Below are 20,321 nucleotides of genomic sequence, written 5' to 3' on the forward strand. Positions count from 1 at the left end.
CGGTGCGAAACCGGCGCTGTCCCGCAACTGTGATGCCCCACCGCGGCGCCCGGCCCGTCCGGCCGGATGCCGCCGGCGCCGGCCCTGCCGGCGCCGAGCCGCGTACGGCCCTCCGGCCGACGCCGCGCGGCGGGGACGAGCCAGGTCGCCTGCGGAGCGGTCGCGACCCGCGCTCTCGAGGAAGGGCGCCTCGCGGACGGGCGCACTCCCTGTCGGCGAAGCACCACGCTCCTCGGCCGACAGGAGGACCATGTCCAGACGTACCCCCCGGCTTCTCGCCGCGACCCTCGCGGTCGCCGCGCTCGCCCTCGGCGCCTGCGCGCAGAAGACCGACGACCAGCCCGCGGCCGGCACCGGCCCGTCGAGCGTCGCCTACCCGGTGACGGTCGGCAAGCTCACGCTCGACAAGCGCCCCGAGAAGATCATCTCGCTCTCGCCGTCGGTGACCGAGATGCTCTTCGCCATCGGCGCCGGCCCGCAGGTGGTCGCGGTCGACGACAACTCGAACTACCCGCCGGAGGCGCCGAAGAGCGACCTCTCCGGCTTCCAGCCGAACGCCGAGGCGATCGCCGCCAAGAACCCCGACCTGGTGGTGCTCTCCAACGACACCAACAAGGTCGTCGACCAGCTCACCGCGCTGAAGATCCCGGTGCTGCTCACTCCGGCGGCGACCACGCTGGACGACTCGTACCGGCAGATCACCGACCTGGGCACGCTCACCGGGCACGCCGACGCGGCGGCCGACGTCACCGGGCGGATGAAGGACGACATCGGCAAGCTGGTCAAGGACCTGCCGCAGCGCCCGGAGAAGCTGACCTACTACCACGAGCTGGGCACGGAGCTGTACAGCGCGACCAGCAAGACCTTCATCGGCTCGCTCTACGCGATGGCCGGCCTGGAGAACATCGCCGACCCGGCCGACGCCGACGGCAAGAACGGCGGGTACCCGCAGCTCTCCCAGGAGGTCATCGTCAAGGCCGACCCGGACTTCATCTTCCTCGCCGACACCAAGTGCTGCCAGCAGAGCGCCGAGACGGTCAAGGCGCGCAGCGGCTGGTCCGGGCTCACCGCGGTGAAGAACAACCAGGTGATCGCGCTGGACGACGACGTCGCCTCGCGCTGGGGCCCGCGCGTCGTCGACCTGCTTCGCTCCATCGTGGACGCGGTCGCCAAGGTGCCCGCGTGAACGACCTCCCCCGGTGACCAGGGCGCTTCCGGTGGCCCAGACCGCACCGCCGGCCCGTCCGGCCGGGACGCCGCCCGCGTCCCGGCCGGCCGGCCTGCGCCCGATCTGGCTGGTGACCGGCGTGATCGCGGTGCTCGTCGCGCTGGTGGCCGGGGTGTCCCTCGGCCCGGTCACCCTGCCGCCCGGGAGCGTCGCCGCCGAACTGCTCAACCTGCTGCCCGGTGTGCACCTGGAGAGCGGACTCAACGAGCGCGAGATCGCCATCGTGACCGAGCTGCGGCTGCCCCGGGTGGTGCTCGGCCTGCTCGTCGGTGGGATGCTCGCCCTGGCCGGCGGCTGCTACCAGGGCGTCTTCCGCAACCCGCTGGCCGATCCGTACCTGCTCGGGGTGGCCGCCGGGTCGGGCCTCGCGGTCACCGCGGTGATCGCGCTCGGCGGCGCCGGCACGGCGGGCGCGCTCACCGGGCTGCCGGTGACCATCCCGCTCGCCGCGTTCGTCGGCTCACTCGGCGCGGTCGCGATGACCTACCTGCTCGGCGCGGCGGGCGGCCGGAGCCGCTCCCCGGCAATGCTGATCCTGGCCGGGGTGGCGGTCTCCGCGTTCCTCTCCGCCGGGCAGACCTACCTGCTGCAACGGCACTCCGACAGCATCCAGGCGGTCTACTCCTGGCTGCTCGGCCGGCTGGCCACGGCCGGCTGGCACGACGTGCTGCTGGTGCTGCCGTACGCCGTGCTGACCGCCGTGGTGGTGCTGCTGCACGGGCGGGAGCTGGACGTGCTCTCGGTCGGTGACGACGAGGCGACCAGCCTCGGGCTGCACCCGCAGCGCTCCCGCTACCTGCTGGTCGCGGCGGCCTCGTTGGGCACCGCGGCGGCGGTCTCCGCGACCGGTCTGATCGGCTTCGTCGGCATCATCGTGCCGCACACCGTGCGACTGCTCGCCGGGTCGAGCTACCGGGTGATCCTGCCGCTCTCCCTGCTCTTCGGCGCCGCCTTCCTGGCGCTCACCGACGTGGTGGCGCGCACCGCCGCCGCGCCGGCCGAGATCCCGATCGGGGTGGTGACCGCACTGCTCGGCGGCCCGTTCTTCGTGTTGGTCCTGCGTACCGCCCGCCGGGTGCTGACGTGAGCACCGCCGCCTCCGCCGCCATCGAGGTGCGGGATCTGCACGTCACCCTGGACGGGGCCCGGATCCTGGCCGGGGTCGACCTGACCGTCGCCGCCGGCGAGTGGGTCACCGTGATCGGCCCGAACGGGGCGGGCAAGTCGACCCTGCTGCGCGCCGTCGGCGGCCTGCTGCCCACGAAGGGCGAGGTCACCCTCTTCGGCAAGCCGATCGGGTCGCTGCGCCGCCGCGACCGGGCCCGGGTGGTGGCCACGGTGGCCCAGTCCCCGGTCGTGCCGCCGGGCATGTCGGTGCTGGACTACGTGCTGCTCGGCCGGACCCCGTACATCCCGGCGCTCGGTCGGGAGTCGGCCGCCGATCTGGCCGCCGTGCACGAGGTGCTGGAGCGGCTGGACCTGACCGGCTTCCACCGGCGCGAGCTGGCCACCCTCTCCGGAGGTGAACGGCAGCGGGTCTTCCTGGCCCGCGCGCTGGCCCAGGGCGCCACCCTGCTGCTGCTCGACGAGCCGACCAGCGCGCTGGACATCGGTCACCAGCAGGAGGTGCTGGAGCTGGTCGACCAGTTGCGCCGCGAGCACGGGCTGACCGTCTGCGCGACCATGCACGACCTCTCCATCGCCGGCGAGTACGCCGACCGGATGGTGCTGCTCGACGGGGGCCGGGTGGCCGCCGCCGGCGCCCCGCGCGAGGTGCTCACCGAGCGGCTGCTCGCCGCGCACTACGGGGCCAGCGTCCGGGTGGTCGACGGTGAGCACGGCCCGCTGGTCGTGCCGGTCCGCCGCCGCTGACCCCGATCACTCGCTGCCGACGTCGATGACCGAGAAGAGCGCGCCCTGCGGGTCGCGCAGCGCGGCGAACCGCCCCACCGGGATGTCGCGCGGCGGCACCAGGATGGTCCCGCCCAGCTCGGCGGCGCGGGCCGCGGCGGCGTCCGCGTCGGCGACCGCGAAGTAGACCGTCCAGTACGCCGGGAGGTCCGTCGGAAAGTCGTCGGCCAGCGGCGGCATCATCCCGGCCACGATCCGCGCCCCCAGCCGCCAGCCGGTGTAGGTCATCGAGCCGACCGGCTGGTCGTCCGGCTGCCAGCCGAAGACCAGCTCGTAGAAGACCTTGGCCCCCTCCGGGTCGGGGGTGACCAGCTCGTTCCAGCTCATCGCGCCCGGCACGTTGAACACCTCGCCGCCGGGCATCGCCATCGGCTGCCAGACGCTGAACGAGGCGCCGGCCGGGTCGGCGAAGACGGCCATCCGCCCCCGGTCGAAGACCTCGAACGGCGGCACGACCACCTGCCCGCCGGCCCGCTCGACCCGGCCCGCGACCAGGTCGGCGTCGTCGGTGGCGACGTACGTCGACCAGATCGGGATCTGGTCGGGAATGGCCGGCGGACCCGCCCCGGCCACGGCCCGGCCGGAGAGTTTGAACACCGTGTAGCCGCCCGCCTCCGGCTCCGGGGCCACCTGGCCGGTCCAGCCGAACAGCTCCGGGTAGAAGCGTCGCGCGTCGGCGAGATCGGGGGTGGCCAGGTCGGCCCAGCAGGGCGTGCCCGGCGGGACGGTGCTCACGGCGACCCCTCTCGGCTCCGGTGGCCGAGACCGGCCCCCTGCCGGAATCCTGGCACCGTCCCGCCGACGTACGGGGCGAAATCGGACGAAAGTTCAGCTGAACCGGCGACCCTCGTCCCGTCGGTACGCCCAGCCGGCGAGCGCTGCCAGCAGCACCACCCAGACGCCCAGCATGGTCAGGGACAACGGCCGCACCGGGTGGTCGCCCACCGCCGCCCACATCAACTCGACCGCTCCTCGGGTGGGCAGGTAGGGCGCGAGCGCCTCGATGAACCCGGGCGCCTCGCCGGGGGCGGAGAGCAGGCCACCGCCGAAGGCGAGCGGGAAGAAGACGATCTGGGCGATCACGATCGCCGCCTTGCTCGGCAGCGAGTAGCCGATGGCGAGCCCCATCAGGGTGAACGGCACCGAGACCACCGCGACCGTGCCGATCGCCAGCAGGAACGCCGCCGGGGTGATCTGCGCGGCGGTCAGCGTCGCGCCGATCACCACCACCGGGATCAGCGAGAGGTAGGTGAGCGCCAGACCGGCCAGCACCCGGCCGGCGAACCGGGGCGCCGGCCCGGCCGGCAGGGTCCGGGTGTACGGGTTCCACGGCTGGTCGCGGTCCTCGGCCACGCCGATGCCGTACTGGAAGATGTTGGCGCTCATCACCGAGAAGGTGACCATCGAGGCGGTGGCGAAGGTGGCGCCGGTCGGGTCGTCGCCGGCGAACGGGACCACGAAGAAGAGCATCGCGGCAGCCGGGAAGAACGCGCTGCCGAAGACGGCGACCGGGATCCGGACGATCTCCAGCAGCTGGTAGCGGGCGTGGACCAGGGCAAGCTGCACGGTCGCCTCCTCAGGCGGTGGTGCCGGCCGGAGCGGCGCGGACGTCGGGCTCGTTCTCGGCGTCGGCCGGTGGCACGTCGGAGGTGATCGCGAGGAACGCCTCCTCCAGCGAGGTGGGGCGTACCTCCAGGTCGGTGAAGGCCACCCCGGCGGTGACCAGGTCCCGCACGAGCTGGTCGGCGTCGGTGGTGAGCAGGTGCGTGCGGCCGTCGATCCGCTCGGCGCGTACCACGCCGGGCAGGGTGGGCAGCCGGTCGGCGACGAGGCTGACCCGCCGTACGCCGACCACGGCCCGGACCGCCGCCATGGTGTCGTCGGCCAGCACCCGTCCCTGCCCGATCACCACGACCCGGCGGGCCAGCGCCTCCACCTCCTCCAGGTAGTGACTGGAGAGCAGCACCGCTCCGCCGTCCGCGTGGAACCCGCGGATCGCCTCCCAGAGGCTGTGTCGGGCCTCCACGTCCAGGCCGGTCGTCGGCTCGTCGAGCAGCACCAGCCGGGGCCGGCCGACGAAGGCCAGGGCCACCGCGAGCCGGCGGCGCTGGCCGCCGGAGAGCCCCCCGGTCTGTCGCCGCGCCTGCTCGGTCAGGCCGAACCGGTCGAGCAGTTCGTCGCGGGGTACCGGGTCGGGGTAGTGCGCGGAGACGAAGTCGACCACCTCGCCGACCCGCAGGGTGCCCGGGAGCCCGGTCTCCTGCGGGGTCACCCCGATCTGCCGTCGGGACGCCGGGTCGCGCGGGTCGCCGCCGAAGAGTTCGACCCGGCCCGAGGTCGGGCGGCGCAACCCGACGAGCAGGTTCATCAGCGTGCTCTTGCCGGCCCCGTTCGGGCCGAGTAGACCGACCAGCTCACCGGCGCGTACCTCGAGGTCGACCCGGTCGAGGGCGAGGACGTCACCGTACCGGCGGCTAGCCTGATCGGCGCGGGCGAGGATCATGAGCGTTCTCCTTTGCCGGTGAACTGCCGGTTCTCTGTGTACCGGGTTGGCGCCAACTTTGTTGTCCCCTGGCGGGGGTGCGGTCGGGGACGAGTGTCGAAGCGCGGCGCACGAGAGCACCCGACGGTCGCGGGGCACCGGGGCCGACCGCCACGCCCGATACTGACCCGGTGCAGGAGACCAGTTACCGCGACCGGATCGGACAGCTCACCGAGCCGGGTGAGCGGGTGTTGGCGTACGCGAAGGCTGAGGCCGCCAACGGGGCGACGCCCGCGCCCCCGCCCGACCCGGCCGCGCCGGCGGCGCCCGGCCGGGTGACCGTCGGGTCGGCCCTGCTCAACGTGCTCGTTCCGCTGGTCACCTCGGCGCCCGGCGACCGACTGGTGGATCGGATCGCCTGGGGCGTCGCCGGCCGCGGGGTCCCGGGCTCCGCCGCCTCCCGGCTGCACCACGCGCTGCGATCGCCCCGGCCGGTCGGGACGGTGCGGGACGTCCTGCTCGCCGCCACCGACCGGCGGCTGCTGGTCTGCCTCACCGGGCCGGTGAAGCTGCTGTCCAGCCGCGCGGACGACGAGCGGTCGCTGGCCGAGACCCGGATCGCCTGGTCCGCGCCGCGCGCGGAGGTGGCGTCGGCCCGGGTGGGCTGGCACCGGCTCAACCCGAAGCGGTTGCGCCTCGACTTCGCCGACGGCTCGTGGTTCGCCTTCACCGTGCCGATCGCCGAGACGGGCCGGCCGCTGCGCGCGGTCGCCGCCGCCCTCTCCGGCTGAGCGACCCCGGCGCAGCGCCGCTTCGCCGGGCCTCGGAAAGGCGCGCGGTCAGTCGGCCAGCAGCGCCGGCAGCGGCTCGGCGTGCAGCACCGTGAGCCGGGAGACCGCCCGGGTGAGCACCACGTAGAGCCGGTGCAGGCCGCGCGGCTCGGCCGCCACGATCGCGGCCGGCTCGACCACCACCACGTGGTCGTACTCCAGGCCCTTGACCAGGGTCGCGGGGACCACGGTGACCCGCGCCGCGGTGGCCACGTCGTCGGCGGTCGCGGTGGGCACGCCCGCGTCGGCGAGCGCTGTGCGCAGCCCGTCCACCGTGTCGTCGGCGGCGATCACGCCGACCGAGCCGTCGTGCGCGAGCGCCGCCCGCACCTCGGCCACCGTCGCCGCGGCCAGGTCGGTCACGGTACGGATGTCCAGGCCGCCGTCCCGGCGCAGCGACTCGGCCGGGGGTACGTCCACGGCGAGCGCCGGCAGCAGCCGGTTGGCGAACTCGACCACCGCGGCCGGCACCCGGAAGCCGACGGTCAGTGGGACCACGGCGGCGTCCGGCTTGCCCAGGTGGGTCAGGGACTGCCGCCAGTCCGTGGCGGCCCACGGCGCGGTGCCCTGAGCCAGGTCGCCGAGGAGGGTGATCGACCCGTGCTCGCTGCGTCGGGCGATGGCCCGGCACTGCATCGGGGAGAGGTCCTGAGCCTCGTCGAGCACCACGTGGCCGAAGCCGCCCGGCCGCTCGATCAGCCCGGACGCCTCGTCGATGAGGACCGCGTCCGCGGCCGTCCAGCGGGTCGCCTTGGCGGTACGTGCCGGCTTGGACCAGGTCAGCAGGGCCTGCTCGGCCTCGGTGAGGAGCCCGTCCGCCGCTGCGGCGAGCGCCGCCGGGTCGGCGAGCAGGGCGTAGACCAGGCCTTCCGCGGTGAGCGCCGGCCAGACCGCGTCGAGGAACCCGGTCACCGGCCGGGACTTCCCCATCCGGCGCAGCCAGGGATCGCCGGGCGACTCCGCCCGGCGCGCCTCGGCCTGTCGTTGCAGCAGGCTGACGACCCGGGCCCGCACCCGCTCCCGGCCCACGCCGTACGGCAGCCCCTCCCGGCGGGTCTCCTCGATCACCCGGTGCAGCGGGTCCAGGCCGATCCGCCAGCGGAACGAGCCGTCCGAGACCATGATCGGCTCGGTCGGCTCCCCGATGTGCGCCTCGACCGCGCGACGCAGCACCTCGGCCATCCGGGCGTCGTGCTTCAGCGTGGCCGTGGCGGGCTCCTCCACGGCCCGTATCGGCACGCGGGCGAGCAGGTCCTCCACCGTGGACTGCTCGACCTCCACCTCGCCGAGCGCCGGCAGCACCGCCGCGATGTACGACAGGAACGCCCGGTTCGGCCCGACGATCAACACGCCGGCCCGCCGCAACCGCTCCCGGTGCAGGTAGAGCAGGTACGCGGCGCGGTGCAGCCCGACCGCGGTCTTACCGGTGCCCGGCGCTCCCTGCACGCAGATCGAGTCGGCGAGGTCGGCCCGGACCAGCTCGTCCTGCTCGGGCTGGATGGTGGCGACGATGTCCCGCATCGGCCCGACGCGCGGCCGCTCGATCTCGGAGGTCAGGATCCGGCTGGCCGTGCCCAGCTCCTCGCCCCGGTCCAGGTGCTCGTCCTCGAAGCTGGTGAGCACCCCGGTGCTGAAGCCGAACCGGCGCCGGGTCGCGATCCCCTGCGGGTCCCGGGCGCTGGCCCGGTAGAACGACCGGGAGATCGGGGCACGCCAGTCGAGCACCAGCGGCTCGCCGCGCTCGTCGGTGACGTGGCGCCGGCCGATGTGGTAGCGCCGGCCGGCGTGATCGGCGTACGTCGCGTCGCCGTCGACGGTGTCCGGGATCTCGCCGTCCAGACCGTCGGCGCCGGCGCCGAAGTCGAGCCGGCCGAAGAAGAGCGGGGTGGTCGGGTCGTCGGCGAGCTCGGCGACCCGGCGGGCCAGCGTCCGGCCGAGCGTCTCGGCGGCGTACGCGTCGCCGGCCACCTGGTCACCGGTGGAGAAGAGGGCCTTGGCCCGCTCGCGCATCCGGCTCAGCGCGGCTCGGGAGGTGTCCAGGTGGGCCCGCTCGGCGGCCAGCTCCACATCCAGGGACTGATCTTGGGCGTGCAGGGTCATCCACGTACTCCTCGACACGGGGAAAAACGCTGCCGCTCGCGTTTCCGGCTCGTGGGCCGGCGCGGGGACGTCCGCTGCGGTGCATACTCACCGCGGCCGTCAGGCGGAAACGAAAAGCCTACTCCCGTGCGTTCGCCGGGCAACCGAATTTCGGTGCCGGCCGGCGCGGGTCACGCCGTGGGCCGGGCAACCGACGATCCGTCGGCCGGCCGTCGGGCCGCCGGGTGGTACCGCAGGTCGAGGACGTCGCGGCGTTGCTGGTCGAGGTTCCAGTCGGTGACCTCGGCCAGGTCGACGGTGACCCGGAGCGTGCCGGTCTCGCCGGACGGTAGCTCGGCGAGCACCTCGCCGCGGGGTGAGACAACCATGCTCGGGCAGTGCTGCCGCGGGTCGGCGAGGTTCACCGCGAAGACGAACCGCTGGTTCTCGGCGGCCCGGCTGATCAGATGGCTGCGCCAGAGACCCGGGACGGCCTCGGGGCTCGCGGCGTTGGTCAGGAAGACGAAGGCGGCGGCGCCCGAGCGGGCCAGGTGCTGCCACTGCTCGGGGTAGCGGATCTCCCGGCACAGCTGCACGCCCACCACGAGGTCGCCCCAGGGCTGAGGCACGCGGCGGGTGGGCAGTTCGGCACCGGCCCGCAGCACGGGCCGCTCGTTCACCGCCAGGTTGATCTTCCGGTAGCTCCACCGGTCGCCGGACGGGGTGAAGTGCAGGGCCGCGTTCCACCAGGCGCCGTCCTCGAGCACCAGTGATCCGCAGAAGAGGTGGACACCCCGGAGCCGGGCCAGCTCGGCGACCGTCTCGATCGCCTCGGCGAGTTGCCGGGGATCGAGCGTGTCGAGCGGGGAGAGGTCCGGCGCGTACCCGGAGAGGGCGCCCTCGGGCAGCAGCACGACGTCGTCGGGCTGGCTGTGGCTCACCACCGTCTCGATCGAGGCGAGGTTGGTGTCGATGTCCCAGCCGGTGGGGACCTGGCCGATCGTCACGGATGTCTTCATGCCCGCCTCCCCCTCGCCGTTGAGCCCGGCCAGCCTAGTGCCGCGCCACCCTTCACGGCCGGGGGTGATGGCGGGTGCCCGGGTGGCCCGGGATCATGGGGGAATGACCGAGCCGAGCCCTGAGCAGCGTCGGGTGACGATCAGCGATCCGCAGGTGATGCGCGCGCTGGCCCATCCGGCCCGACTCGCGATCATGGACCATCTGAGCTCGCTGCCGGGCGGCGCGACGGCCACCGAGTGCGCCGAGATCGTCGGCCAGTCACCGAGTGCCACCAGCTACCACCTTCGCGAGCTGGCGAAGGCCGGCCTCGTCGAGCCGGCGCCGAGCCGGGGCGACGCGCGCGAGCGGATCTGGCGCACGGTCAGCGCCGGCTGGACGGTCGACGCCGGGAGAGGCGCCGAGCCGGAGACCCGGGCGGCCGAGCGCGCGTTGATCGAGGCGTGGTTCGCCCGGGACCTGGAGCGCAGCCGGGACTGGTTGCGGCGGGCGCCGGACGAGCCGGCCGAGTGGTACGACGTCGCCCGGCTCTCCGACAGTCAACTGCTGCTCACGGCGGCCGAGTTGAAGGAGGTGAACGAGGCGGTGTTCCGGCTGTTGGAGCCGTACCGCAAGCGGACCCGGGTGGATCCGCCGGCCGACGCGCGGACCGTCTCGATCCAGTACAAGGCGCTGCCGATGGAGTGAGCGGGCTTGCCACCACAGGTGTGAAGGATTATTTTCGAAATATGTCCTTCACACCTGTCTCGTCGCGCTGGTCGGACGTCTGGCTGGTCACCGCCGCCCGGGGCCTCTCCAGCTGCGGGGACTTCCTCGCGGCCGCCGCGCTGACCCTGGCGTTGCAGACCGCGGGCGCCGGCGGTCTCGCGGTCTCGGGGCTGCTGCTCGCCGCGACCCTGCCGCTGGTCGCGCTGGCCCCGCTGACCGGGCGGCTCGCCGACCGGGTGGACAGCCGCACCCTGCTGGTCGTCGCCGGCGTGGCCCAGGCCGGCATCTGCCTCGCGCTGGCGTACACCGACAGCCCGCCGCTGGTCATCGTCCTGGTCGGCCTGCTCGCCGTCGGCCTGGCCGTGACCCAGCCGGTGCTCGCCGCCCTGGTCCCGGCGATGGTCAGGCCGGCGGACCTGCCTAGGGCCAGCGCCCTGCACCAGTCGGCCGGCACCCTCGGTGCGCTGGCCGGCCCGGCGCTGGCCGGGCTGCTGGTGGGCGGCTTCGGCACGCGCGTCCCGCTGCTCGTCGACGCGGTCAGCTACCTCGCCCTGGTGGCGGCGGGGCTGCTCATCCGCACCCGACGGGGCGGCCGGCGGCGGGCGCAGCCGGCGGCGACCGGGACCACCGCCGACGGTCGCACTCCGGCCGGCTGGCGACTGCGCAGCGACCCGCTGCTGCTGGCGATGGTGGTGAGCGTGGCCGGAGTGGTCGGCGCGGTCGGGGCGATCAACGTGGTGGAGGTCTTCTTCATCCGGGAGACGCTGCACAGCACCACCACCATGTACGGGCTGGTCACCGGCGCCTGGACGCTGGGCATGCTGGCCGGAGCATGGATCTTCGCCCGGGTGGTCAGGCGGTTCCCGCAGGACGCCGCGCTGACCCGGGCGACCCTTGCCCTGCTCGGCGGATGCTGCCTGATGGTGCTGGTCTCGGCGGCCGTGCCGTCGGCCCTGCTGCTGGTGCCGATCTGGCTGATCGGCGGCGTCTGGAACGGCGGTAACAACGTCTTCGGCAACGTGTTGATGGCCCGGCGGGTCCCCGAGGCGGCTCGCGGTCGCGCCTTCGCGATCTACGGTGGCGCGGTCCAGGGCGCGGCCATGGTCGGCTACCTCGCCGGTGGTCTGCTGCTGGAGTTCTTCGCGCCGCGGCCGCTGGTCGCCGTCGCCGGAGTCGCCGGGCTGGTCGCGGTCGCCCTGCTGGTGATACCCGTCAACCGCGCGGCCCGCGCCGAGCGGTCCGGCCCGGCCGAGCACGCCGAGCGGTCCGGCCCGGCCGAGCACGCCGAGCGGTCCGGCCCGGCCGATCGCGCCGAGGGTGTGGTGCGGCCCGAGCTTGCGGGGCCGGACCGGTCCGAGCAGGGGGAGCGGTCGGGGCTGTCGGCGCCGGATGCGGGGTTGGCCACTCCGGCACCGGGCCGCTGAGCGGGTGCCGGTGGGCGGGGCTACGGTCAGGGCATGGCTGAGCGCATCGCCCGTCCCCGGGTCGGACACATCCAGTTCCTGAACTGCCTGCCGATCTACTGGGGGCTGATGCGCTCCGGCGCCCTGCTCGACGTCGACCTCCACAAGGACACCCCGGACCAGCTGAACTCGGCGCTGGTCGGCGGTGACCTGGACATCGGCCCGATCACGCAGCTGGAGTACCTGCGGCACGCCGACGAGTTGCTGCTGCTGCCCGACCTCGCGGTGGGCAGCGACGGCCCGGTGCTCTCGGTCAACATCGTCTCCACCCGGCCGCTGAGCGAGCTGGACGGGTCGCGGGTAGCGCTCGGCTCGACCTCCCGCACCGGCGTGCTGCTGGCGCAGATGTACCTCGCCGAGCGGTACGGGGTCCGGCCGGACTACTTCCGGTGCCCGCCGGACCTGACCCAGATGTTGCTGGAGGCGGACGCCGCGGTGCTCATCGGTGACGTGGCGCTTCGCGCCCTCCACGAGGCGCCGCGCCAGGGCCTCGAGGTCACCGACCTGGGGCAGGCCTGGCGGGACTGGACCGGGCTGCCGATGGTCTTCGCCGTGTGGGCGGTTCGTCGCGACTTCGCCGCTGCCCACCCGGGCGTGGTCAAGGAGGTGCACGAGGCGTTCCTGCGCTCGCGCGACCTCAGCCTGGCCGAGCTCGACCAGGTGGCCGAGGCGGGCGCCCGTTGGGAGCCGTTCGACGCGGAGACTCTGGCCACGTACTTCCGTACGCTGGACTTCTCGTTGGGCGAGCGCCAGGTGGCCGGGCTGCGGGAGTTCGCCCGACGGGCCGCCGCCCTCGGCGAGGCCCCCGCCCTGCCGGCCGACGGGCCCGAGTTCTTCGCCGGCTGACCGGCCGGATTTTTCGCCGGCTGAACGGCCCGGCGAGTCGCCCCGGCCGGCGGGTCAGACGCCGGGGCGCAGCAGGGCTTCGGTGATCTTCTCGCAGTTCTTCATGCCGTAGTCGTAGCCCATGTTGATCGGGTACTGGACCATCACGCCCATCGTCCAGGTGTCGCCGATGGCCAGGCAGTTGATGTGCATCTCCTGCTCCCTGGTCCGGTCGATCCACCCGTTCTTGATGGCGATCTTCTTCTGCTGCGCCGCCGGAAACGCCTTGCGAATGCCGAAGTCACCGGCGCCGCGGACCAGCCGCATCTCGTTGAGCAGCCACTTCGTCCACTCCGGGCCGGCTGCGGTGCCGTCGGCGATGCAGTTGCCCATTCGGGCGGTGTCCCGGGGCGACAGAGCGGTACGGCTCCAGCCGCCGTCGGGCGCGACGCTGCTGTCCGTGAGCTTGCACATCGAGATCAGCCGCTTGATCGACGGGGCCCGGCCAACGCTGTTGTAGAACTGCTCGGCCCGGGTGTTGTCGCTGTCGCGGATGATCCGGGTGGCGTCGGCGAGCTTGGCGTCGCTCGGGGTCTGGCCGTTCTCGTCGGCCCGGCGCAGGTAGTCCGCGACGATCCAGGCCTTGATCAGCGAGGCGGTGGTGCTGGTCTCGTCCATGTTCTTCGAACCGATGATCTTCCCGGTGCGCCGGTCCAGCACGCTCCAGGAGTACCAGCCCTCGATGTCCAGGTCGAGATCCTTGGCCACGAACGGCAGCGGTGCCAGCGACGGGCTGGGGCTCGGCGACGGCCGGGTGCGGCGGTCGCCGGGCGTTCCGGTGGAGCGCTCGGCCGGTGCGCCGGCCTCGCCCCATCGCGAGGCGGCCTGGGACTCGAACGGCGAGCCGGGCAGCAGGCGCAGCGACACGAGCACGAGTCCGATCAGGATCACCGCGATCGCGATCAACCGCAGCGGGGAGGCCTCGCCACCCCGCCCCTCGGCGCCCTGCCGGTCGCGGCTGCGCCGCTCGCCGGCCATCAGAGCTTCCCGAGCGGCTGCTGCGGCACCTTGAGCGCCGCGCCGGGCTGCGGGGTCACCAGTTGGGTGGCCACGCTCGCGCAGGCCTTCGCCCCGTAGGCGAGGCCGTTCTTCTGCGGGTAGCGCAGCATCACCGCGAGGCTCCACTTTCCGGTGACGGCGAGGCAGTTGACGTGCCAGTTGCCGTCGTACATGAGCGGGGTCCAGCCGTTCTTGATGCTGACCGGCCCCTGCGCCTTGATCGACGCCGGCAGGCCGTCGATGATCCCCCACTTGCCGCCGCCGGACTTCGCCTTCTGGTCCTTGGCCGCCGCGCTGCCCCGCACCTTGGACATCTCGTCGAGCAGGAACTTGGTCCACTTCTGCCCGGCGGCGGTGCCATCGGCGATGCAGTCGCCGAGGCGTACCGCGTCGCGCGGGGACATCTCGGTGAAGCTCCACCAGCCGATGTAACCGGGCACCTTGCCCGGCTTGGTGTCGGTCAGCTTGCAGGTGCTGGTCATCCGCTTGATGGTCGCGGCGCCGCCGTTCGCCTTGTAGAGCTGGTTGGCGGCGTCGTCGTTGCTGTCCCGGATCGCCGTGGTGATGGCTTTCTTCCAGCTGGCCGACAGCTCCTTGTCGCCGAGTCGCTTCAGGTAGTCGGCGGCGAACCAGGACTTGATCATCGACTCGGTCGAGCTGGTCGAGGCCATGTTCTTCGAACCGGAGATCTTCCCGGTCGCCCGGTCCATCAGGGCCCAGGAGAAGAACTCGCCCTTGAAGTTCACCGAGACCGGACCGGCGGCCAGCGTCGGGGGCGGCGGCGGGGTCGGCGCGGGCGCGGCGACGCTGCCGCCGCCACCGCCACCACCGCTGGCGGTGGCGTCGTCACCGGCGAGCCGGGCGTACGCGGCGGGAACGATCAGGACGCCACCGAGCAGCACCGCCACGACGGCAAGCACCATGGTCACGCGGGAACGCATGAGTGGGGGAGCTCCAGATGTCAGGGCCGGGGGGCCGGCTGTTGCCAGGACGACCGGCCGATCGCCGGGGCCGGGGGTTGCGGCCCGTGTGGTGATGGCGATCGTCAGGAGCCGATCGGTGTGACCGGGAAAGTCTACGTCCCGATCCGGTGTGCGCCAGGATCCGCCACCTGGCAACTTGCCATGAAGGCGGGAGATCGGCCCGCAATGCGGCCTCTGTGGGGATTCATCTTTACCTCGTGAGCCAAGTCATAGGACCGATCGGGAGATTCCGGCCACTGGAAGCGGTGGTTCCGTGACGGAAGGTAGCTTCGGATTCCTGTTACACCCTCTGGTTTATTGAGTCGCGAGCTGTAACACTTGTCCCCATGTATGGCAACGACTTCGGCGCCCCGGAGGACGCACCCGGCGGCGGCCTGCTCGGCGAGGTCGAGGCGGCGGAAGTTGCGCTGCGCGAGGCGGCGGCGCGGCAGCGACGCGGCGGACCCGCGCCGGACGAGGACCTGGCGACGTACTTCGCCGAGGTCGTGTCGGCGGATCAGAAGATCGAGCCACGCGACTGGATGCCGGAGGCGTACCGCAGGACGCTGATCCGGCAGATCGCCCAGCACGCCCACTCCGAGATCATCGGCATGCAGCCGGAAGGCAACTGGATCAGCCGGGCGCCGTCGCTCAAGCGCAAGGCGATCCTGCTCGCCAAGGTCCAGGACGAGGCAGGGCACGGCCTCTACCTCTACGCCGCCGCCGAGACCCTCGGCATCAGTCGGGACGAGCTCGTCCAGCTGCTGCTCGACGGCCGCCAGAAGTACAGCTCGATCTTCAACTACCCGACCCTCACCTGGGCCGACGTCGGCGCGATCGGTTGGCTGGTGGACGGTGCCGCGATCGTCAACCAGGTGCCCCTCTGCCGCTGCTCATACGGCCCCTACGCCCGGGCGATGATCCGGGTCTGCAAGGAAGAGTCGTTCCACCAGCGGCAGGGCTACGAGATCCTGCACACGCTGGCGCACGGCACCCCGGCGCAGAAGGCGATGGCCCAGGACGCGGTGGACCGCTGGTGGTATCCGTCGCTGGCGATGTTCGGCCCGCCCGACGGCGACTCGACGCACTCCGAGCAGTCGATGGCCTGGAAGATCAAGCGCTTCTCCAACGACGAGCTGCGTCAGCGCTTCGTCGACATGTGCGTGCAGCAGGCCGAGATCCTCGGGCTGCGCATCCCCGACGAGGCGCTGCGCTGGAACGAGGAGCGGCAGTCGCACGACTACACCCAGCCGGACTACGACGAGCTGATGCGGGTGATCAAGGGCGACGGGCCCTGCAACCGGCAGCGGATCGCGCACCGGCGGCAGGCCCACGCCGACGGCGCCTGGGTGCGCGAGGCGGCCGCGGCGTACGCGGCCAAGCGGGCCGAGGAGAAGGAGACGGTGGCCGCGTGAGCGAGCGCAGCGAGCGAACCGACCAGCCCAGCGTGACCGGTCATTCGCCTCTTTGGGAGGTCTTCGTCCGGGCCCGGCGCGGGCTGTCGCACACCCACGTGGGCAGCCTGCACGCGCCGGACGCCGAGCTGGCCCTGCGCAACGCGCGGGACCTCTACACCCGGCGGCAGGAGGGCGTGTCGATCTGGGTGGTGCCGGCGGGCGCGATCACCGCGTCCAGCCCGGACGAGAAGGACGCCTTCTTCGATCCGGCGGCGGACAAGGTCTACCGCCACCCCACCTTCTACGACGTGCCGGACGGGGTGGCCCACCTGTGAACGGCCCCTTCCACTTCACGCTCGCGCTCGGCGACGACGCGTTGATCGCCGCGCAGCAGCTGGCCGAGTGGACCACCCGTGCGCCGGAGATGGAGGAGGACGTCGCGCTGGCCAACATCGCCCTCGACCAGCTCGGCGCGGCCCGCTTGCTGCTGACGTACGCGGGCGAGCTGGAGGGCGCCGGCCGGGACGAGGACGCGCTGGCGTACCTGCGCGACGACCGGGAGTTCCTCAACTGCCTCCTGGTCGAGCTGCCCAACGGCGACTTCGCGGTGACCATGGCGAAGCTGCTCTTCCTCGCGGCCTACCAGCTGCCGCTCTACACCGCGCTGGCCGGCTGCGCCGACGAGCGGCTGGCCGCGATCGGGGCCAAGGCGCGCAAGGAGTCGGCGTACCACCTGGACCACGCCTCGCTCTGGGTGCGGCGTCTCGGTGACGGCACCGAGGAGTCGCACCGCCGGATGCAGGCGGCGGTCGACCAGGTCTGGCCGTACGTCGGGGAGCTCTTCGCACCCGACCCGGCGGCACCGGTCGACCCGGCCACGCTCCGGGCGGACTTCGACGCCACCGTGGCCGCCGTGCTGGCCGAGGCCACGCTCACCCGACCGGAGACCCGCTGGGCGCCGGCCGGCGGGCGGCAGGGCGTGCACACCGAGGAGCTGTCGTACCTGCTCGCCGAGATGCAGGTGCTGCACCGCGCCCACCCGGGGGCGAAATGGTGACCGCGAGGAGCGCGGCGAAGCGGAGCCCCACAGTCGCGGACGGAAGGCGGCACCGGTGAACCCGAGGGAGGCCGCGGCGTCGGTGGTGGATCCGGAGATCCGGGTGCTCACCATCGACGAGCTGGGCATCCTGCGGGCGGTCGACGCGGATCCGGCGACCGGCCGGGTGGTCGTCACCATCACCCCCACCTACACCGGCTGCCCGGCGATGGACGTGATCCGCGCCGACATCCGCCGGGCGCTGGCCGCGGCCGGTCACCCCGACGCCGAGGTCCGGACGGTCCACCGCCCGGCCTGGAGCACCGACTGGATCACCGAATCCGGCCGGGCCAAGCTGGCCGCCGCCGGGATCGCCCCGCCCGGGCCGGTCCGTGCCGGCGGCGTCGTGCCGCTGACCCTCGCCGTGCGCTGCCCGCGCTGCGGATCGCCGGAGACCGAGCAGCTCAGCCGGTTCGGCTCCACCGCGTGCAAGGCGCTCTGGCGGTGCCGCTCCTGCTCCGAACCCTTCGACCACCTGAAGGCGCTGTGACAGTCACCATCACCCGGCCGGTCCGCCGCCGGCCGGTCTTCCACCCGCTGCCGGTCTCCGCCGTCGACCGGCTCACCGACGACGCCGTGGCGGTCACCTTCGCGGTGCCCGCGGAGCTGCGGGAGACGTTCGCGTTCCGCGCCGGCCAGCACCTCACCGTCCGGCGCCCCGCCCTCGACGACGGCGCGGACGTGCGCCGCTCGTACTCCATCTGCTCCACTCCGGACGAGCTGGCCCGGCACGGCCGGCTGCGGATCGGGGTGCGCGAGGTGCCGGGTGGCGCCTTCTCGACGTTCGCCTGCGGCGCGCTGCGCGGCGGGGACACCGTCGAGGTGCTGCCCCCGCTCGGCAACTTCAGCACGGCGTTCGACCCGGCCCGGGTCCGCCACTACGGCGCGGTGGTCGCCGGCTCCGGCATCACGCCGGTGCTCGCGCTGGTCGCGACCGCGCTCGCCGTCGAGCCGGCCAGCACCTTCACCCTGGTGTACGGCAACCGGACGGCGAACACGGTGATGTTCGCCGAGGAGCTGGCCGACCTGAAGGACCGCTACCCGACCCGGCTGCAGCTGGTGCACGTGCTCTCCCGGGAGCAGGGCGAGTCGCCACTGCTCTCGGGGCGGATCGACGCCGACCGGCTGGGCCGGTTGCTGGAGACCATCGTGCCCGGGGAGCGGATCGAGGAGTGGTTCCTCTGTGGCCCGTACGGCATGGTGCTCGACGTCCGGGAGGTGCTGGCCGGGCGCGGGGTGCCCGACTCGGCGGTGCACACCGAGCTGTTCCACGTCGATGCCCCGCCGGAGCCGCCGCGCCGCCCCGGTGACGAGCCCGGCGCCGGCGCCGAGGTGACCATCACCCTGGACGGTCGGTCGTCGAGTTTCACCATGCGCCGCGACGAGCGGGTGCTGGACGCGGCGCTCAAGGTCCGCGGTGAGCTGCCGTACGCCTGCAAGGGCGGCGTCTGCTCGACCTGCCGCGCGAAGGTCGTCGACGGCGAGGTCACCATGGCCCGCAACTACGCCCTGGAGCCCGACGAGGTGGCCGCCGGCTACGTCCTGACCTGTCAGTCCAGCCCGCTCACCGACCGCCTGACCGTCGACTACGACGCCTGACCCCCCGCCTCCCCTGGCGATCATGCAGTCGTGGTGCCCGATCGCGCCCGCTTCGCGGCTTACGTGAGGCACCACAACTGCATGATCGACGGGGGAGGGGCTTTGGGGTGTGGGTCACCGGGGGATGGAGTGGCGTGTGGCGGGGTCGGCGGGGCGACGTAGGCTCGGGGGCGTGACGGTGAGCCGGGAGATCGACGACATCCTGCAGCGCGGCGCGGACGGCGGGCGGATCACGCCCGAGGAGGCCCTGCTGCTCTACACCGAGGCGCCCTTCCACGCCCTGGGCGAGGCGGCCGACGCGGTACGCCGGCGGCGCTACCCGGACAACATCGTCACCTACCTGATCGACCGCAACATCAACTACACCAACGTGTGCGTGACGGCGTGCAAGTTCTGCGCCTTCTACCGGGCGCCGAAGCACAAGGAGGGCTGGACCCACCCGACCGAGGAGATCCTGCGCCGCTGCGGCGAGGCGGTCGAGCTGGGGGCCACCCAGGTGATGCTCCAGGGCGGGCACCACCCGGACTACGGCGTGGAGTACTACGAGGAGCTCTTCTCCGCGGTCAAGCAGGCCTACCCCCAGCTGGTCATCCACTCGATCGGGCCGAGCGAGATCCTGCACATGGCCAAGGTCTCCGGCGTCAGCCTCGACGAGGCGATCGCCCGGATCAAGGCGGCCGGGCTGGACTCGATCGCCGGTGCCGGCGCCGAGATGCTGCCCGAGCGGCCGCGGAAGGCGATCGCCCCGCTGAAGGAGTCCGGCGAACGCTGGCTCGAGGTGATGGAGTTGGCGCACCGGCAGGGCCTCGAGTCGACCGCGACGATGATGATGGGCACCGGCGAGACCAACGCCGAGCGGATCGAGCACCTGCGGATGATCCGCGACGTGCAGGACCGCACCGGCGGCTTCCGGTCCTTCATCCCCTGGACCTACCAGCCGGAGAACAACCACCTCAAAGGACGCACCCAGGCGACCACGCTGGAATATCTGCGGCTGGTCGCGGTGGCCCGGCTCTTCTTCGAGACCGTGCCGCACCTGCAGGCGTCCTGGCTCACCACCGGCAAGGACGTCGGCCAGCTCGCGCTGCACATGGGCGTGGACGACCTCGGCTCGATCATGCTGGAGGAGAACGTCATCTCCTCCGCCGGCGCCCGGCACCGGTCCAACCTGCACGAGCTGATCGGGATGATCCGCTCGGCCGGCCGGATCCCGGCCCAGCGCGACACCCTCTACCGCCGGCTCGCCGTGCACCACACGCCGGCCGACGACCCGACCGACGAGCGCGTCGTCTCGCACTTCTCCTCGATCGCCATGCCCGGCGGTGGCGCCGGGAAGTCGCTGCCGCTGGTCGACGCCCGCTGAGCGTTCCCGACCCGCTGCCGGCTTGGCTCGGCACCGCCGCGCTGCCCGTCTCGTTTCCTCACAACAACCATCAATCCGGACTGCTCCAGGTCACGGTTCTGTATGGGGTGGCGAGACAGTCGCCGCGGGGGTGGCAGAGGTGATCGGCGACCGCTAACGTGCGCCGGCATACCGAGTCGAATCGGCGCGGCCGTGCCGGTCACGATGGTGTGATGGGCCTGGTCGCGCGGCGGCAGCGGTTGTGATCTGCGACGAGCAGAGCATCGCCCCGAGTCGGTCCTCCATCGGCCTGTGAGGGCCGT

20 protein-coding genes are annotated in these 20,321 nt (G+C 72.9%); 13 read left to right on the forward strand and 7 right to left on the reverse strand.

Annotated elements, in window-relative coordinates; all coding sequences use genetic code 11:
* Positions 1-250 precede the first annotated feature (250 nt).
* From ACIBBA_RS04650 to ACIBBA_RS04660, 3 genes are read left to right on the forward strand one after another with little or no spacing between them, the layout of a single operon-like run.
* Positions 251-1,186: an ABC transporter substrate-binding protein gene (locus ACIBBA_RS04650; protein WP_396693760.1), complete on the forward strand. Its 936-nt coding sequence runs from the start codon at positions 251-253 to the stop codon at positions 1,184-1,186.
* 31 nt (positions 1,187-1,217) lie between these two features.
* The gene (locus ACIBBA_RS04655) at positions 1,218-2,315 is read left to right on the forward strand and encodes a FecCD family ABC transporter permease (protein ID WP_396694312.1); all 1,098 of its coding nucleotides are present in this window, start codon (positions 1,218-1,220) and stop codon (positions 2,313-2,315) included.
* Positions 2,316-2,335: 20 nt separating this feature from the next.
* Positions 2,336-3,100: an ABC transporter ATP-binding protein gene (locus tag ACIBBA_RS04660; RefSeq protein ID WP_396694314.1), complete on the forward strand. Its 765-nt coding sequence runs from the start codon at positions 2,336-2,338 to the stop codon at positions 3,098-3,100.
* A gap of 6 nt (positions 3,101-3,106) precedes the next feature.
* On the opposite strand, the gene ACIBBA_RS04665 is transcribed toward ACIBBA_RS04660, so the two are convergent.
* The 3 genes from ACIBBA_RS04665 to ACIBBA_RS04675 all read right to left on the reverse strand — a co-directional run bounded on the left by ACIBBA_RS04665 (position 3,107) and on the right by ACIBBA_RS04675 (position 5,642).
* The gene (locus tag ACIBBA_RS04665) at positions 3,107-3,874 is read right to left on the reverse strand and encodes a VOC family protein (RefSeq protein ID WP_396693762.1); all 768 of its coding nucleotides are present in this window, start codon (positions 3,872-3,874) and stop codon (positions 3,107-3,109) included.
* A 93-nt stretch (positions 3,875-3,967) separates the two neighbouring features.
* Positions 3,968-4,705, reverse strand: coding sequence for an ABC transporter permease (locus ACIBBA_RS04670; protein WP_396693765.1), 738 nt, complete (start codon positions 4,703-4,705; stop codon positions 3,968-3,970).
* 10 nt (positions 4,706-4,715) lie between these two features.
* Positions 4,716-5,642, reverse strand: coding sequence for an ABC transporter ATP-binding protein (locus ACIBBA_RS04675; protein ID WP_396693767.1), 927 nt, complete (start codon positions 5,640-5,642; stop codon positions 4,716-4,718).
* Between the two features lie 170 nt (positions 5,643-5,812).
* Here ACIBBA_RS04675 and ACIBBA_RS04680 point away from each other — a divergent pair, with 170 nt between their 5' ends.
* Entirely contained in the window at positions 5,813-6,412 is a 600-nt protein-coding gene (locus ACIBBA_RS04680; RefSeq protein WP_396693769.1) for a hypothetical protein, read from the forward strand.
* Positions 6,413-6,460: 48 nt separating this feature from the next.
* Here ACIBBA_RS04680 and ACIBBA_RS04685 read toward each other — a convergent pair whose 3' ends face one another.
* Positions 6,461-8,551 (reverse strand): HelD family protein, encoded by a 2,091-nt coding sequence (locus tag ACIBBA_RS04685; RefSeq protein ID WP_396693771.1) that lies wholly within the window; start codon positions 8,549-8,551, stop codon positions 6,461-6,463.
* 170 nt (positions 8,552-8,721) lie between these two features.
* On the reverse strand, positions 8,722-9,549 hold the full coding sequence (locus ACIBBA_RS04690) for a carbon-nitrogen hydrolase family protein (protein WP_396693773.1): 828 nt from the start codon (positions 9,547-9,549) through the stop codon (positions 8,722-8,724).
* 103 nt (positions 9,550-9,652) lie between these two features.
* On the opposite strand from ACIBBA_RS04690, the gene ACIBBA_RS04695 reads away from it, so the two are divergent.
* The 3 genes from ACIBBA_RS04695 to ACIBBA_RS04705 are packed head-to-tail and all read left to right on the forward strand — an operon-like array spanning position 9,653 to position 12,564.
* Positions 9,653-10,234 carry a metalloregulator ArsR/SmtB family transcription factor gene (locus ACIBBA_RS04695; protein ID WP_357047233.1) on the forward strand — a complete coding sequence of 194 codons (582 nt, stop codon included), beginning with the start codon at positions 9,653-9,655 and terminating at the stop codon, positions 10,232-10,234.
* Between the two features lie 41 nt (positions 10,235-10,275).
* On the forward strand, positions 10,276-11,679 hold the full coding sequence (locus ACIBBA_RS04700) for an MFS transporter (protein WP_396693776.1): 1,404 nt from the start codon (positions 10,276-10,278) through the stop codon (positions 11,677-11,679).
* A gap of 33 nt (positions 11,680-11,712) precedes the next feature.
* Entirely contained in the window at positions 11,713-12,564 is an 852-nt protein-coding gene (locus ACIBBA_RS04705; RefSeq protein WP_396693778.1) for a menaquinone biosynthetic enzyme MqnA/MqnD family protein, read from the forward strand.
* Between the two features lie 54 nt (positions 12,565-12,618).
* On the opposite strand, the gene ACIBBA_RS04710 is transcribed toward ACIBBA_RS04705, so the two are convergent.
* Positions 12,619-13,581: a hypothetical protein gene (locus ACIBBA_RS04710; RefSeq protein WP_396693780.1), complete on the reverse strand. Its 963-nt coding sequence runs from the start codon at positions 13,579-13,581 to the stop codon at positions 12,619-12,621.
* Positions 13,581-14,543, reverse strand: a complete 963-nt coding sequence (locus ACIBBA_RS04715; RefSeq protein WP_396693782.1) for a hypothetical protein — start codon at positions 14,541-14,543, stop codon at positions 13,581-13,583. Before ACIBBA_RS04715 ends, ACIBBA_RS04710 begins: the two co-directional genes overlap by 1 nt.
* A 368-nt stretch (positions 14,544-14,911) precedes the next feature.
* Here ACIBBA_RS04715 and paaA point away from each other — a divergent pair, with 368 nt between their 5' ends.
* From paaA to mqnC, 6 genes are all read left to right on the forward strand, one after another.
* Complete coding sequence (paaA, locus tag ACIBBA_RS04720) at positions 14,912-15,979, forward strand: 1,2-phenylacetyl-CoA epoxidase subunit PaaA (RefSeq protein ID WP_396693784.1); 1,068 nt, start codon at positions 14,912-14,914, stop codon at positions 15,977-15,979.
* Positions 15,976-16,296 (forward strand): 1,2-phenylacetyl-CoA epoxidase subunit PaaB, encoded by a 321-nt coding sequence (paaB, locus tag ACIBBA_RS04725; RefSeq protein ID WP_350868107.1) that lies wholly within the window; start codon positions 15,976-15,978, stop codon positions 16,294-16,296. Before paaA ends, paaB begins: the two co-directional genes overlap by 4 nt.
* Positions 16,293-17,018 carry a 1,2-phenylacetyl-CoA epoxidase subunit PaaC gene (gene paaC, locus ACIBBA_RS04730; protein WP_396693787.1) on the forward strand — a complete coding sequence of 242 codons (726 nt, stop codon included), beginning with the start codon at positions 16,293-16,295 and terminating at the stop codon, positions 17,016-17,018. The genes paaB and paaC overlap by 4 nt, the downstream gene beginning before the upstream one ends.
* Before the next feature lie 55 nt (positions 17,019-17,073).
* Complete coding sequence (gene paaD, locus ACIBBA_RS04735) at positions 17,074-17,547, forward strand: 1,2-phenylacetyl-CoA epoxidase subunit PaaD (protein ID WP_396693789.1); 474 nt, start codon at positions 17,074-17,076, stop codon at positions 17,545-17,547.
* Positions 17,544-18,656, forward strand: coding sequence for a 1,2-phenylacetyl-CoA epoxidase subunit PaaE (gene paaE, locus ACIBBA_RS04740; RefSeq protein ID WP_396693791.1), 1,113 nt, complete (start codon positions 17,544-17,546; stop codon positions 18,654-18,656). The genes paaD and paaE overlap by 4 nt, the downstream gene beginning before the upstream one ends.
* A 172-nt stretch (positions 18,657-18,828) precedes the next feature.
* Entirely contained in the window at positions 18,829-20,019 is a 1,191-nt protein-coding gene (mqnC, locus tag ACIBBA_RS04745; protein WP_396693793.1) for a cyclic dehypoxanthinyl futalosine synthase, read from the forward strand.
* Positions 20,020-20,321: the final 302 nt, after the last annotated feature.

It is taken from the genome of Micromonospora sp. NPDC051006, from assembly GCF_044456245.1.
GTDB lineage: Bacteria > Actinomycetota > Actinomycetes > Mycobacteriales > Micromonosporaceae > Micromonospora.